Annotated in this window: 14 protein-coding genes; 10 read left to right on the top strand and 4 right to left on the bottom strand. The window is 35.6% G+C overall.

The features are described 5' to 3' along the window. Positions 1 to 481 precede the first annotated feature (481 nt). Complete coding sequence (locus tag IEW76_RS20540; protein ID WP_188656234.1) at positions 482 to 1,366, bottom strand: helix-turn-helix domain-containing protein; 885 nt, start codon at positions 1,364 to 1,366, stop codon at positions 482 to 484. Between the two features lie 194 nt (positions 1,367 to 1,560). On the opposite strand from IEW76_RS20540, the gene IEW76_RS20535 reads away from it, so the two are divergent. From IEW76_RS20535 to IEW76_RS20495, 9 genes are all read left to right on the top strand, one after another. Then, on the top strand, positions 1,561 to 1,698 hold the full coding sequence (locus IEW76_RS20535; protein WP_188656233.1) for a hypothetical protein: 138 nt from the start codon (positions 1,561 to 1,563) through the stop codon (positions 1,696 to 1,698). Between the two features lie 812 nt (positions 1,699 to 2,510). Beyond that, complete coding sequence (rsgA, locus tag IEW76_RS20530; protein ID WP_188656232.1) at positions 2,511 to 3,572, top strand: ribosome small subunit-dependent GTPase A; 1,062 nt, start codon at positions 2,511 to 2,513, stop codon at positions 3,570 to 3,572. Between the two features lie 35 nt (positions 3,573 to 3,607). Next, a complete protein-coding gene (locus IEW76_RS20525) occupies positions 3,608 to 4,900 on the top strand; it encodes a helix-turn-helix domain-containing protein (protein WP_188656231.1) in 1,293 nt (430 codons plus the stop codon). A 539-nt stretch (positions 4,901 to 5,439) separates the two neighbouring features. After that, complete coding sequence (locus IEW76_RS20520; RefSeq protein ID WP_188656230.1) at positions 5,440 to 6,069, top strand: hypothetical protein; 630 nt, start codon at positions 5,440 to 5,442, stop codon at positions 6,067 to 6,069. Next, positions 6,066 to 6,851, top strand: coding sequence for a class I SAM-dependent methyltransferase (locus IEW76_RS20515; RefSeq protein WP_188656229.1), 786 nt, complete (start codon positions 6,066 to 6,068; stop codon positions 6,849 to 6,851). Before IEW76_RS20520 ends, IEW76_RS20515 begins: the two co-directional genes overlap by 4 nt. A gap of 551 nt (positions 6,852 to 7,402) precedes the next feature. Further along, positions 7,403 to 8,656, top strand: a complete 1,254-nt coding sequence (locus tag IEW76_RS20510; RefSeq protein WP_188656228.1) for a hypothetical protein — start codon at positions 7,403 to 7,405, stop codon at positions 8,654 to 8,656. Positions 8,657 to 8,699: 43 nt separating this feature from the next. Next, entirely contained in the window at positions 8,700 to 9,956 is a 1,257-nt protein-coding gene (locus IEW76_RS20505) for a cupin domain-containing protein (protein WP_188656227.1), read from the top strand. After that, positions 9,949 to 11,187, top strand: a complete 1,239-nt coding sequence (locus tag IEW76_RS20500; protein ID WP_188656226.1) for a JmjC domain-containing protein — start codon at positions 9,949 to 9,951, stop codon at positions 11,185 to 11,187. Before IEW76_RS20505 ends, IEW76_RS20500 begins: the two co-directional genes overlap by 8 nt. 10 nt (positions 11,188 to 11,197) lie before the next feature. Then, positions 11,198 to 12,445, top strand: a complete 1,248-nt coding sequence (locus tag IEW76_RS20495; RefSeq protein ID WP_188656225.1) for an MFS transporter — start codon at positions 11,198 to 11,200, stop codon at positions 12,443 to 12,445. 198 nt (positions 12,446 to 12,643) lie between these two features. Here the strand turns inward: IEW76_RS20495 and IEW76_RS20490 are convergent, their stop codons facing one another. The 3 genes from IEW76_RS20490 to IEW76_RS20480 form a co-directional block, all read right to left on the bottom strand. Further along, the gene (locus IEW76_RS20490) at positions 12,644 to 12,844 is read right to left on the bottom strand and encodes a cold-shock protein (protein ID WP_026801633.1); all 201 of its coding nucleotides are present in this window, start codon (positions 12,842 to 12,844) and stop codon (positions 12,644 to 12,646) included. Between the two features lie 413 nt (positions 12,845 to 13,257). Next, entirely contained in the window at positions 13,258 to 13,632 is a 375-nt protein-coding gene (locus IEW76_RS20485; RefSeq protein WP_188656224.1) for a hypothetical protein, read from the bottom strand. 17 nt (positions 13,633 to 13,649) lie between these two features. After that, positions 13,650 to 13,895 carry a helix-turn-helix transcriptional regulator gene (locus IEW76_RS20480; protein ID WP_373286022.1) on the bottom strand — a complete coding sequence of 82 codons (246 nt, stop codon included), beginning with the start codon at positions 13,893 to 13,895 and terminating at the stop codon, positions 13,650 to 13,652. A 204-nt stretch (positions 13,896 to 14,099) separates the two neighbouring features. Between IEW76_RS20480 and IEW76_RS20475 the strand changes: the two genes are divergently transcribed. After that, complete coding sequence (locus IEW76_RS20475) at positions 14,100 to 14,792, top strand: DUF2306 domain-containing protein (protein ID WP_373286021.1); 693 nt, start codon at positions 14,100 to 14,102, stop codon at positions 14,790 to 14,792. The last annotated feature ends 160 nt before the right edge of the window (positions 14,793 to 14,952 follow it).

Raw genomic sequence — 14,952 nt, 5'->3', positions numbered from 1 at the left:
TTTGCCTCCGGCTTCCTTCAGATTCCGGGTCACCCCGGACACCCTTGCCCTTGGCTAACGGCTACAACGACCTTCACCGTTCGGGACTCTAACCCTAAAGCTTGCGCCCATGTCGGGCACACATCTAATAAATAATGGCATTGACCATTATTTAAAGAGACACCAATCCGTGCTTTTCTTAGCATGCATAACTAAATAGTCACAATACCAAAAAGGAGTAGAACACTATGTAGTTTCTTGAGTTATAAAATGTAATCTCTCTCCCAAGAAGATCTATGGAACCGGAAATATTTGGAATATAAAGTCAATGTTGTAGCAAGACAAAAACAAGAAGAAATCTTTTTCGATCCAAGGCAACATGTATGGAAAGGTTTCGCCTCACGATGAAACTATTTCACAAGTTACTTAAAGCTACCAAATTTGCTTATCAATATGAAAAGGGCCCTTACTTATAAGTAAGGGCCCTTTTCATATTATACAATCATATCAGATTCTTATAGTTTCTATAGTGTTCAATCTCTTGTTGGACCATGTTGTATAGGAAATCCTTCTTTTGTAATTCGAATACATTCAAAGCCTTACCCCAGTATTGAATACCTTCATTCTCTCTACCAAGACTAATATAGTTCCTTCCTACCTGATAATGCAGCTCTCCTAAAAGGAACATATCTTCCTCTTTAATACAATAATCTATGGCCTCATCACAAAAATTAACAGACTCTATGTGCTCTTCCAGATCAGTAAGAGCCTTAGATAAATTGTACAGAATTTTAATATACAATCGTGGTTCTCTAAATTCTGAAAAAGTGACAGCTATCTCTCGACTATGTTGTAAGTATTCCTTTGCTTGATAAGGCTTCTTGGCATTACGGTATAAAACCCCTAAACTATTCAATACGTTCATATCTAATGCTGTGTGTAAATCACTTAATCGATTTCTGGACAAGCAATTATTCAATACATCTATAGCTTCGTTTAGTTTTTGTTCTTTATGAAACAGAGCTATTCCTTTATGCCAGTCTAAATACTTCTTGTTTGTACCACTTTTAAACGCAGGCACGTCTTTTTCACTTACCACGATAGTTTGAATCAAGTCATAGTTTCGCTCTCGCCTTGCTATATTCAACTGGTGTTTTACCTCGTCTACGTAATCACCTCGGTGGGTTAGGTGATCATCTTTAAAATAACTAATACGAACACCTAACTTTTGTGCTAGTCGGGAGAGGATTTGGTAGGATGGAAGGTTATTATTGTTCTCGATCCTACTTATTTCAGATTGGGTACAAATACCTTTTGCTAACGCTTCTTGAGAGATTTGTAACTTTTTGCGTAAGGACTTCAGTTTCTCGCCTAATGTCTCCTCCATATTGCCCTCCAAGATTATGATTATTTTCATATTCTTTTCAAATATTCCTATTATGTATAGTAGAACCGATAATTATTGACTGTTTTGATTTATAGGCCTTATTTAACGCGATGGTTATACTATTTATATTACATTATAATACAAATAAGCAGTACCAGTTAACGCAAAATTAGAGAGCCGGAGGAAGATGAACGATGAAAAAAATCTTATCTATTATGGTAGTTTTCAGTTTTTATGCTGGGATAATTGTTTCTGCCTCATCCATGACTCAACCTATGCAGTCAGCTAATGATGGAGAATATCACACTCAGGATCTTCCTGACCAACATTAAGCCAATTAATAAAAGACATCATTTTTAAGTAAGCATAAGACAACCTCCACCTATAAATATAGGAACTGTTTTATGCTTTTTTTGTTTGATTTGGGATATGATGTTTTTTAGATAATCATTCTAACTTAAGCAGACGCTGACAGAGACTACGGTTTCTTTAAATGCATTGTTTTTATTAGTCCTACAAATTGGTGTTTTAATTTTTTGGGGTGAGGTTGGGGGGGGATTCTTCCAAAAGCAATTAACTAAATGGTTGCCAATCATACCAACGTTGATTTTAATATCTTTCTTATTTTCAGTGGGCATTCTTGCAGTAGTCATTTACGAGATAAACTATTGCGCTAATAGGGATGAAGGTTTGGGCGTTGACCTTTTCAATTTCATCACGGTGAAGCGAGGGGAAGGTTCGGGACCAGTAAAAAGTCAAATAATCATAATGAAGAAGCAAATCACCTACTGTATATAGATGGTTTGCTTCTTTTTATATCTGTATTTTGAGGTAAGTGTGCGGCACTTTAATAAAATAAGTACTTTTTCACTGGTCCCGAAACCGTCCCTGCGCTTCCTACCTTGAATGCTAAGAACCTTAACTAATTTAATAAGCACAAATACCCCATTTCAATAAAATTAGTGCAATACTTTTCTCCTAACATCCCAATCGCAAATTACATAAACCAAAAAAAATGGTATTATAATCCATAAAAGTAGGTTGTGCCCCTAACCTATCTATACACCATTTTTTCTTAAGAGTAAGAATTATAGCAATTATTTTGCTAAACTTAACACATTATCTATTTTATTGGAGGTTTTTCATGAATTTAGTCCAGTTAGGTTGGAATGATAGCATAGACACATCCTTCAAAGAGTATGAAAGCGAAGGCTATGCTATAGGTAGAATATCTAAAGGTTATAAAAATACATATAAAGTCATAACAAAGGAACAAGAGTTATCTGCAGAAGTGTCAGGCAAGTTCATCCATAACGCTTCAAATAAAAAAGACTTTCCTTCTGTAGGTGATTGGGTAGTTCTCACTTTACAAGTTGAAGAAGGGAAAGCAATGATTCATAAGGTACTACATCGTTTTAGTAAATTCTCTCGCAAAGAGCCCGGCCAAGGATCAGACGAACAAATTGTAGCCACAAATATAAATACTGTTTTTTTAGTTATATCTTTAAATAAAGACTTTAATCTAAGAAGAATTGAGCGTTACCTTATTACGGCTTGGGAAAGTGGAGCGAAGCCGGTAATAGTTCTAAGTAAAAGTGATATTTGTGAAGAAATATATGAAAAAATAATTGAAGTTGAATCAGTTGCCATCGGAGTTCCTATATATACTGTCAGTGCCCATAAAGGGGAAGGAATGGATAATCTCAAAAAGTATTGTATAGATGGAGAAACTATTGCACTATTAGGATCTTCCGGGTCTGGGAAGTCTACAATCTGTAATTATTTATATGGTAGTTATAAACAAAAGGTAAGCGCTATAAGAACAGGCGATGAAAAAGGGAAACATACTACTACAAATAGAGAAATGCTAATGCTCCCAGAAGGTGGGATTTTAATTGATACTCCAGGAATGAGGGAATTACAATTATGGGACGTAAATCAAAGTATTAATAAGAGCTTTTCTGATATAGAACAGTTTGCAACTCAATGTTTATTCAGGGATTGCCAACACGATAACGAGCCTTCCTGTGCGGTTAAAGCTGCCATTGATCAAGGAGAATTGGAATTGGACCGATTCAATAACTATGTGAAATTTCAAAGGGAACTGGCATATTTAGAAAGGAAAAATGATAAGAAAAGTCAAATGGAAGAAAAAAAGAGACACAAAAAAATTGGAGGGGACCGAACACGATTTAATAGAAAATAAGAAAATAAACGCATTAAAGGGGGAAGAATACCAGAGTGTATATAGCAGAAAAGATCAGACAGTTAAGAATACATAAAGGTATGAATCAATCGGAATTTGTTAATGGGATCTGTTCAATTACTTATTTAAGCAGAATAGAAAACGGGAAGATCCCACCTTCAAAATCATTTTTAAGTAAGATCTCTAAGAAATTAGATATAGATGTTGAATACCTCACTACAAATGATGTGACGAATTTCAAATCAACGATTCTTGAAATTATTAAGAGATATAAATCTAATAATAGTTTATCGGAAAAGGAATTAGCACTACTAGAAATTCACGCTACAGAAGCTCATCCCCCAGATACATTAATAGAAGTATATGGTGTGTTGCTACACTATTATGTGAATAAACAAGAATTAGAGAAAGCTAACAAAATATATACGAACTCTTTAGAGTTACTTCCTAGTCATATTCATTCACTTTATCCGGATAAGTCGATATATTATTACATCTCATGTGGCAGTTACTTGTACTATAAGCAAGATTTCAATGGGGCTAGTAAATTTTATTTAAAAGCAAATCAATTGCTAATAGATGATGAAAGCTCTCTTCGAGCTAATTTATACTACAATATAAGTCTTGTTCAGCAAAGGATGAACAAGAAACAAGACGTAAGTAGAAGTTACGCATTTAAAGCACATGATATATATATAAAGCTAAATCAAAAACAAAATATAATAGCCGTATTAATAACAATTGGTGTTCAATATCATTTAGATGCACTGTATGAAGAGTCAAAGTTATATTTAGAGAAAGCCGAGCAATTAGTTGACCAAAATGCAGAAGAAGTAATTATTGGCATGATCAAATATAATTATGGGCGTGTTTATCAAGGGTTAGGTGAATATAAGAAGGCAATACGTAGCTTTGAAGATAGTTTACAGATACACGAAGGGAATGATAGAGAAAGGATCTATTCATTAAGGGGATTAATAGAGGTCTATACTGAATTAAAAGAGTGGAATCAAGTAAACCTACATTTATTAGAGGCAATTGAAATTCTTCAAAAATGTGATATGACTTCAGTATATATTGATATTCACTCACTAGCAGCTAATTTATATAAGGTTCGTAAAGATGATTTTAACTATGAGAAAGAAATGAAAAATATCATAGCGACTTCTCTTGATAACAAGCTATACGTTAAAGCCTCAAAGTATTCAAGACAAATTGGGAACCATTATCATGAGGTAAATGCGTATAAAATGGCAGCTAAGTATTATCGTATGTCCCTTGAAAACCTGGACAAGATACTTGAACAAGAAGAAAACCATAGTAAATAATTCCAGCAATTATAAGGTAAAATAAGAGGAACAATGTTGAAAATTTTACCCCTAATACTTTACTCTTATACCCTTTACACTAATATTAGAAACATCAATTAAGGAGTTGCTTAAATTTGTTCAAAAAAATATTATTAAGTTTATCACTGTTTGTAGTTTTAAATCTGGGCTCTCAATTTAATGGATTATTTATTGATAAACCTGATCATAGTCCCAAACAATATGAAGTGACTTCAGATGAATCTCAACCAGGCCCTCGCACAATGGGAATTGAATTAACATCCTAAGCTACCACCATTTATTCTAAAAGCTCCCTAGACGTAAATTACTATTTACGTCTAGGGAGCTTTTTGTATGAGATGTAATAGCTATAAGAAGCCCCCCATATTAATTAAAAATCAAACAAGGGTAAAATTTCTAACTCAATTTTTATATAAAACATGATCTTTGCTATTAATAATTTTACCTCTTCAATTTAACAACTTGATTGAAATATAGTTAATACAGATACAAAAGAGAGCGAACGAAAGGAGGATTGGATGAATCAATCGCAATTTACTATTTCGTCTAATGAAATAAGAAACTTCAATTTATATAAAGAAGACATAAATAGCAGTTCTAAATGTATCCCATTCCATATATTTAAGGATTTTAAACTTTCTAATGATTTAACTAACCGCGTAACAATGAACCCTATTATTTCACTAGATACATTTATGCAAATCATTTATGAAACTTATAAGGATATTCGATTGCAGGATGCAGTATTAATTCCAACTGTAATTGTCCTCCATGAAGGGAGTTTGATAGGAGTTACTCAACCAGGTATTTATCATATCAATTTCCATATTGAAGCTGTCGTTCCTGTAAAAGACATACACCAAATGGAGTGGTCTTATCTAAAAAAAATTTCAAGATCTAGTGTAGCAATTGGTTATTTCATTCATGTAGATAACCAAGATATTGATGACCCTTCTTCAAGGGAGATCGTTATAGAAAAGAGAAAAGAAATCATAAATGAAATGAGAGAAAAAATAAAGTTGCATGGAAATTTAGAGGATGAAGTCACTATCTATCCCATCGACAGCTCAACTACTGGCTTAAGCTGTATTCAATGGATTAAAAGACAATATACCAATGACTTCCCTGAATGGAGGGGTGAAGAGTGAGAACCAATGAAATGAAAGAACTATTAGACTTAACAGGGTCAATTGGGAAAGTATACGGCTCAGAAAACACTTCCCTATTCCTATATTCTTTAATTAAGCGCCAGAAACCTAATTGCATTGTAGAACTTGGTACTGGTATGGGGCTGTCTTCTCTATGGATGGGCCTTGGCCAAAAAGAAAACGGACACGGTGAGTTATACACAATTGATAATGGCCAAGAAGCCAATCTTTTGACAGAAGATATAGAGAAAATATTTCCTCAATTAAAAGGGGAAGATCCTGAGAAGTCTTACGAGCAATACATGAATCTAATATTCGAATCTTACTCATTAACAAACCAGATCAATTTTATGAAAAAAGATATTAACCTAGCTTCTCAGCACATGCTCATGGATCACGAATTGCAAATGGTGGATAAATCTATAGATGTATTGTTTGCTGATACTTCCTACGGACCATATGATGCCTTAAATATTATGAGGCAATTTTTACCCTACATGAGTGAGTATTCTTCTATTTTAATAGATAGTGCATCTACTCATTTACCCACTTATTTAACGCTTGAAAAGATGATCGACGATTTAAACCGGAGCAAAATTCCCCAGCACTTTCTTAGCATAAAAGACCCTAAAGCTAGATGGAATTTATTTCAGCTCGTCTCTCAACGCACCTTTAAATTAGTCCATTTAAATGAGAAAGAAAAACGGAAGCAAAATAGTACTGCTTGGATCATCATTGAACCTAATGAGTATATTCCTCAACCTGATGTAGCTACTCATTAAAGGGCATGAAATAAACCAAAAATTGAAGGCCACAGTGAAATTAGAAAAAAGGAGGTGCTCATCTTGGCTGAAATTAAAAAGAACGAAACAAAAGTTTCTTTAGAGGATCTTGATATCCGCCTATCTGAATTACGTGATGAAGAGCTTGCTGCTGGTCCAGTTAACCACGTAGGCCATTAATACTCTATACATAATTTAAAAAGGAGGTGCTCATCTTGGCTGAAATTAAAAAGAATGAAACAAAAGTTTCTTTAGAAGATCTTGATATCCGCCTATCTGAACTACGTGATGAAGAGCTTGCTGCTGGTCCAGTTAACCACGTAGGCCATTAATTCTCTATACATTATTTAAAAAGGAGGTGCTCATCTTGGCTGAAATTAAAAAGAACGAAACAAAAGTTTCTTTAGAGGATCTTGATATCCGCCTATCTGAACTACGTGACGAAGAGCTTGCTGCTGGTCCAGTTAACCACGTAGGCCATTAATAGAATATAGGTCAGACGCTGTGGCCTTGAATTTTTGGTTTATTAACAATATATAGGAGGTTCGCAATTGATTTCTTTCAAAGAGTTAGAATTAGACACAAATAACTTCCAGATTCCTGCATCATATATACGCAATACAAATTTAGATTTCTCAGCTGTTTATGAAGCACCGTCTAAAACACTAGAAGAAATGTCATCACAAAAGCTTTCAAATGATTCTTATAAAAAGAGCTTACGAATCTATGTAGATGGCGAAGCAAGAGAGGATTTAACGGAGTATATATTAAACAATCCCCCCTCCTCTTTTTCTGAGTTAGAAAAATGGGGAGAAGAGAAATTTAAAGATCAAGATTTCTTAGTAATCTTAAATAGAGTTGAAAAGTGGAATGATTCTATTGTCACATGGTGTGATGATTTGTTTAAAGATGCTAAAGGACAGATTAATGATGAGCTACTCCATCTAGAAGTTACATATTTCATTGGAAACACTACTTATACCCCTTTTGGAGTGCACATTGATGAGATTTCTGATGCTCTTCACTTAAATCTTGGACCACACAATAGGTACATGTACCTTTGGGATCCTGAGGTTTATAAGAAGTTACGAGGCTCTTCGCTCCCTTTAACTAACCCGGATAATAATTTCCTAGCTCATTCAAATCGTCATCTAATACAGCCAGATAACTGGTTTTTCCTACCTGCTAGTAAATACTATCATATTGGGGAAAATAACGATTTCACTGTTTCTTTAGCCATTGCTTTAATTAAGTATGATGAAGATACCCTCCTACAAAAAATCTGCTCAAGTAATAAACAAGAATCTAACATAGATTTATCAATCATAGTAAAGAGGGTATTAGAAGAAGAATTTCATAGAGAAGATGGAATTATACCATTGAGAGAAATTAGTCAATCAACAGAGGATCAAATTAAAGAAGTTACTAAATATATCTTAAGAATCAGAAGTAATTTAGGATTTAGAGTTCCTACCAATACTAATACAAATGACGCTTCAGTACTTTCGAACTGGGAATACAACTCTTATTCCATTAATCAACCTTTTAAAATATTAACATTAGAAACTGATGAAGAAATAAATCTTTTTGCAAGAGGTAATACGATTAGTCTGATTAAAAATAATTCAGTGATAGAAATAGTACGCCAGTTAAACTTAGGTAAGAACATTAATGCAGCTTATCTAAGAGAGCAATTTGGAGATTACCTAAGTGAGAAATCCTTCTATTCTATTATAAGTAATTTATACAAATGCGGCGTTATTCAAGTACATGAATTAGATGAAAATAAAAGCTTTTCTGCATAAAGATATTCGGCATTTACTAAATTAATAACTATCTGAGGTGAATATGATGACAACTGCTAATATAGCGAACGCTAACCTTGTATTTGATGTGAATTGGATGGATCGTTTATTAAAGGCTACAAATGACCTTAAGGATTATGCATTAATACCTAACATGCTTCATGACAGCGAGTATATCTCAAATGAATTAAGGGCTGCTATTTCAAACATAAGCGATGAAAAAGAAAAAGCTATTTTAAGGATGTTTGTTGATAATGGACAACGTTATGATTTACAAGACAAGTTACAAAATACTCCGTACAACCCTGAAGTAAATCTTGACTCTTGGTTACAAGAAAGCATTGGCTATAAGAATTATTGCTTTACGTTTAACGGTATCATTAAATGGAATAATCATTTACACACTCAGCTGACCAAGGAAGTTGTTAGGCCAATTATAGACTCAGTCGGTGTTCCATTAGCTGGGCTTGATACATACGCATTCTTTGCTAATTCGGGTTATACTCCATTCGGAATTCACGAAGACCCTGATCACTCCCTTATATTTCATTTGGGTCCGAATGAGAAACATGTGTGGATTTGGAAGAATGAAGATTACCTAAAGTTAACCGGCAGTAATGATAGAAGATTTGATCCTGAGAATCTCAAAGAATACGCTGACCATTACGCACTTAAACCAGGTGACTGTCTCTTCATTCCTAAAGGAGATTTTCATGTCTTTCAAAATGTAGGATATTCTGCATTTCTGGGCTTTATCTTATATCCGTCTACCGCCAAAACCGTCGGTAACGAAGGGATAAATATGCTAACGCGATTTAATGGAAACAACGATGAATACTTCGTAGATGAAAGCCAATTAAAATCTAAAATCGATCAACAAATTGAACAGATTACTAAATCGCATGAACATGATGTAGATGGAGGGTTAAAGAAAGGTTCGTACTTCTATCACCTCTTGTTGAAAAGTAACGGATATGCTATCCATAAACCTCTTCTAAATAAAATTAATCCAGAAACTTTAAGTAATAAAACAATCATTAATACTTCTGTCTTCCCTATCCTTTATGAAATTGACAACGGGGAGATCACAATTTTTGTAAGAGGTAGGATGATGCAGTTAAAAAACTTACCTGGTATTGTAGAAACGATAAATACAATTAATGAATACCGCGAAGGAAGTTATTGGGATTTAATTGATAACCTAAAAGAGCTTACTTCACTTGAAGTGTCCAAGTTTTTAGTAGACTCTATCATCCAATACAGAGGACTCAAAGTAGAGGAGAATAATGACAATGAATAATATTGCCATCTCAAACTTGATGGAAGAAACAAAAAATCTCACTAAACCAAAAGTATGGAAGTATTATATTAATAGAAATCTTAAAGACTATAGCAAAATGTTCACAGAAGTTATTGCTACGGTGCAACAGCAAAAGAATACACCACCTCTTAATATCAATGTAAATGATGCGATCAAACCCTGGTTAAAAAATAAAATAAATGATCATAACGTTAAAGATTTTCAACACTTAGAAGATTGGTTTAAGGCATGGTTACAAGAAGATAACTTCTGTGTTTTAATTGATCACCTCACTAATTATAGTGAGGATCTATTTAACATGCTTACTTCTAGAGTCATAAATCAATTAGGCTCAGAGTTAAACCTGAGTATAGGAGCAGATGCTTACGCAATATATGGTAATTATGGATACACTCCTTTTGGAATTCACAAAGATACTGAACCCATTTTCTTAATCCATTGTGGACCTTCCAATAAAGATATTTGGTATTGGGAGAACCCTCCAAATGAAGACTACACTGGAAGAACTGACATCCTTTACAGTAACTCTGAATGGAAGGAATCGGCTACTCATGTTGTATTAGAACCAGGAGATATGGTGTTTATTCCTCGACATGCTTATCATTTGCTTTATACCCCTGATTTCTCTATTACTTTAGGAACTGCACTATTTCCAGATGACCCACGTGCCTTAATAAACACTGGACTTTCAAACATGCAGCAAGTTCAAGAAATTGATTACCATGATGTGTCTATTTCATGGTCAAACCAAGATTTACTCATAGGCGAAGAGTTTGATGAGAGAATAAATAATTCCTTTGGATTCAGCACCTCTAATATCGGATCTTCCATCCTTAATGGTCTTATCGATCACAACTTAAAACTCCAAAGCAATGGTGGATTTATAGGTGCTCCCAGCACAACTCTATTAAATCGTAGTACAAGCATTAATAGTAGCTGTTATAAACTTAAAAAGAATACTAAAATTCAGTATAAAGAGCAAGACGGAGAGTTAGTTCTATTCCTAAGAGGACGTACCTTCAAAGTTAATTACAATGAAAGAATTTTAGGAACTGTTGACTATATTAATAATGCCCGCAAGTTTTCTCTAAAGGATATTTCAGGAATTTTAGAAGATGAAAAAGCAGCATATAAATTATTAGAGCTATTTCACGCATATAGAAGTATTGAGTTAGCTTGCAATTGCCAACAACATACTCTCAATGATTAGGGGGACATGAATGCTAATACAATCTAACCACATCCTTAAGGATAAGGATTTTCTTATCTACTGGATATCACACATTATATCAACCATTGGAAACACAATAGTTCCCCTTACGATTACTTTCGCAGTTTTGGAGATAACAGGTAGCGCCACTAGCCTAGGAGTTGTTCTTGGCGCTCTATGGATTTCCAGAGTAATATTCATAACTTTCGGCGGGGTTTGGGCCGATCGGCTTTCAAGGAAAAAAGTCATTCTGTTCTCTGATATTCTTCAAGGAAGTAACCATTTAATCATTGCTTTACTATTCTTCTCTAATCAAATAGAACTTTGGCATTTAGTTGTTTCAGCATTATTTTATGGATCGGTAAGCGCCTTTCACGCTCCTGCTACTAGTGGCCTAATCCCACAAATTGTTAAGGGAGAAAGCCTTCAGCAAGCTAATTCATTATTAAGCATTGTAAACAGTCTTTTTCAAATAGCAGGACCTGCCATAGCGGGTGCCTTAGTCCTTTTCGTAGGTTTCGGAAACATCTTCTTACTAGATGCTCTGACCTTCTTCTCAAGCTTCATCTTAGTACTATTTATTCGTCCTAACTTCAAGGCGGAATCTACTCCTAAAAGTACATATTGGGAAGATTTAAAAGAAGGCATTGATATTGCACGCCAATATACATGGATATGGTCCTCCATGGTAGCATTTTCAATACTTAATTTCGCAGTAGCTTCATTTAGTGTGTTAGGACCTTTAGTAGTAACCGAGAAGCTAAACGGACCAACTGAATGGGGCCTGATATTAACATCAGGTTCTATAGGTGGTTTAATCGGTGGAGTGTTGTCACACAAACTTAAACCAAAATCTCCTTTGAAGTTTAGTTTTACATTGATGACAATCTTTGTATCCTTACAAATAGCTTCCTTAATCAATCCAATTTCTCACTGGATTATAATGGTCTTTTCATTGTTAGCCAGTGCCAGCATGATTATCGGAGGCGTATTTTGGGATACATTAGTCCAAAGAGAAGTTCCTGAACACCTCTTATCCAGGATAGGTTCACTGGATTCGTTTGTTTCTTTTGTATTTATGCCAGTAGGATTTGTATTAGCAGGCCCCTTATCTGAAAAGCTAGGCATGAATTGGACCCTAGCCCTTATCTCATCTTTAGTGTTCATCACGAATATATGGGTTATATATTTTAGGGACTATATTCAAACAAGAAAGTCAAATCCCTATAGCTCAAACAAAAGCAGATTCGGTTCCTAGTCTGCTTCGTTGAGCTTCAACTTTCCCCCTCTAAACAACATACTGGGATGAGGTACAAAGGGACGAGTCCACTGGCTCTCAGGAAGCGCTATGGCGGTTCTGGTGCTTCCTTCAAAAAAATAAACCTAAGACCATCCCGTGCTTCCTCTCAACCAAAAAAAGCTCTTTCCTACTATAGGAAAGAGCTTTTTGTATGATTTATTTTTTCACAACGTTAGCTGCTTGTGGTCCACGGCTTCCTTCTTCTGTATCGAAAGAAACAGCTTGACCTTCTTCTAGCGTTTTGAAGCCTTCTTCATTAATCGCAGAGAAGTGAACGAATACATCGTCTCCACCTTCTACTTCAATAAATCCGAAACCTTTGTCTGCGTTAAACCATTTTACTGTACCGTTATTCATTTAAATTCCTCCACGTGCTGTTTGCACGAATATTACCATTCTTGCTCTACCAATTTCTTAAGATGTTTCAAATACTCATGATTATTAATCCGAACAACAATTAGTTAATTACAATTCTATCATAGCATTGGAATAAACGATATGAATCATCGTGCTTAGATTCAATTTCTAGGAACCGTCCCCGTGCAGAGAGATTGCAATAAGCAACCTCTCTATGATCTAGATCTATTATTTTTTCGCTTAAAATAAACCACAATGTAAGCGATCGTCCCAATTATTATAGGGACATTCACTAAAATCGCTGCTTGATTGGAAAGGTTACTATATGTAAATGCGTAATAGAACCAAGCAATATTTATGACTAAAAAAAGAACGAATACTAATGGATTGTAAACCTTTATAGTAGCTCCCTCCTATCTCTTTTTTACGATGGAAATACCTATGAGCCAGATAAAGAATACCGCTACAATATAGATCAGCACATAATCCGTACGGATGGTATTCGTATCCGCTGCGTATCTCGCTATAAACGCATAGAGAAACAGCACACCATAGGATAACGCGAACATCGTGACTTCGAACCGTCTGATGTTTGTGGTCACACGTTCATCATTGGGAGCGTCTACGATTTCACCTTTTTTAACTTTATTCCCCCGTATTATCTCTGCAATGCTAAACCCAATCACACTCCCGGCTAACCCAAGCCAGGGGACTTCTCCCACAAACAATCCAATTCCGATAAATACAGCAGCCAAAACCGCCACAACATTAATGAAATGGACTTTCATTTCCCCATCTCCTTTTATTAATCTTCAAGCCAAAACAGTTGGTCGAGTGACGCACCAAGCTCTCTGCAAATCAACAAACATATCTTAATCGACGGGTTGTATTTCTCAGACTCGATTAAGTTCATCGTTTGACGGGTCACACCCACCTGCTTCGCTAGTTGCGTTTGGGATAAATCACCTTTTTCCAATCGTAGCCGTTTGACATTATTCCGAGCTTTTTGTTCCATGATGTTTCTCCATTCTGACGGGATTATAATTTCCAATTTACACCTTTTATAGTAGCATATAATTTACACCTGTCAATTATATGTTACATATTTGGGGTATAGCTTTTTTCCAGCCCATCACTGACTTGCATGAGCAGAAAAGTATCCTTAAAAAAGAAGCACTGAAATCATGCCCGTGCTTCTTCAACTGACTGTAGGGGTGTATACTTAAAGTACTAGATCTAAAGGAGTGTGGTTGTCTTGTTCACCTTGTTTTTGATTGCTCATTTAATTGGTGGATTTAGTTCATTACTATTGTTGTGGATTCCTCTTCTCACGAAAAAAGGCGGAAAGTGGCACAACCGGGTCGGCTGGTTGTTCGTGTATGGAATGAGTCTTGTTAGCGTATCAGCTGTAGGCATGGCCTCCATCAGAATTTTTGTTCAGCCTGATCCTACACCTGAGCGTATGCAATTCTCAATCTTCTTGTTATTTATCGCGACGTTAAGTGCTGTTTCGGCGTACTATGGCATTCGTGTGCTGAAGTTTAAGAAAAAAGAACCAATACATCGCCAACCTCTAGACCTTGCAGCATCCGCACTCCTACTCCTCGCTGGGTTAGGATGTGTCGTTTACGGCACGATGATCGGCAATTCGCTTATCACCTTTTTCCCTCTTTTGGGTGTATTTCTAGGTGCTGGACAACTGCGTTATTGGCTTAAGCCGATGACGACGAAAAAGAGTTGGATTGTGGAACACATTACCGGCATGCTAACCTGCTCGATCTCCACAGTGACGGCATTTACTGTGTTTGGCGCTCCGCGACTTATTGGAGTTGATTCCAGTCACATCTTATTATGGTTTTTGCCGACCATCATTTTCTTACCGCTCATCTTTTGGTTCACTAATAAATATGGTGCGGTCAAAAAATCAGGTGAAGCGACACGCGCTTAGTAAGGAGATCGAGGATGGTTCTAGTGCTTCATTCCAATCGAGTAGGAGGAGGTGACTAACCTCCGTCCTCTCACACCACCGAGCGTACGGACCCGTACTCGGCGGTTTCCCTAAGTTTGACGTAGAAATTTATATCGATGAGATAAACTACGAAGCCCTA

It is taken from the genome of Pontibacillus salipaludis (assembly GCF_014642405.1).
GTDB lineage: Bacteria > Bacillota > Bacilli > Bacillales > BH030062 > Pontibacillus > Pontibacillus salipaludis.
Note: the sequence above shows the minus strand (reverse complement) of the source record. Positions and strands in the feature narration are given on the sequence as shown.

Bases quoted from the DNA above. Each gene is read 5' to 3' on its own strand.
- IEW76_RS20520 (WP_188656230.1), top strand. From the start codon at position 5,440: ATGAATCAATCGCAATTTACTATTTCGTCTAATGAAATAAGAAACTTC.
- IEW76_RS20495 (WP_188656225.1), top strand. From the start codon at position 11,198: ATGCTAATACAATCTAACCACATCCTTAAGGATAAGGATTTTCTTATC.
- IEW76_RS20485 (WP_188656224.1), bottom strand. From the start codon at position 13,632: ATGAAAGTCCATTTCATTAATGTTGTGGCGGTTTTGGCTGCTGTATTT.
- IEW76_RS20505 (WP_188656227.1), top strand. From the start codon at position 8,700: ATGATGACAACTGCTAATATAGCGAACGCTAACCTTGTATTTGATGTG.
- IEW76_RS20540 (WP_188656234.1), bottom strand. From the start codon at position 1,366: ATGGAGGAGACATTAGGCGAGAAACTGAAGTCCTTACGCAAAAAGTTA.
- IEW76_RS20535 (WP_188656233.1), top strand. From the start codon at position 1,561: ATGAAAAAAATCTTATCTATTATGGTAGTTTTCAGTTTTTATGCTGGG.
- rsgA (WP_188656232.1), top strand. From the start codon at position 2,511: ATGAATTTAGTCCAGTTAGGTTGGAATGATAGCATAGACACATCCTTC.
- IEW76_RS20500 (WP_188656226.1), top strand. From the start codon at position 9,949: ATGAATAATATTGCCATCTCAAACTTGATGGAAGAAACAAAAAATCTC.
- IEW76_RS20490 (WP_026801633.1), bottom strand. From the start codon at position 12,844: ATGAATAACGGTACAGTAAAATGGTTTAACGCAGACAAAGGTTTCGGA.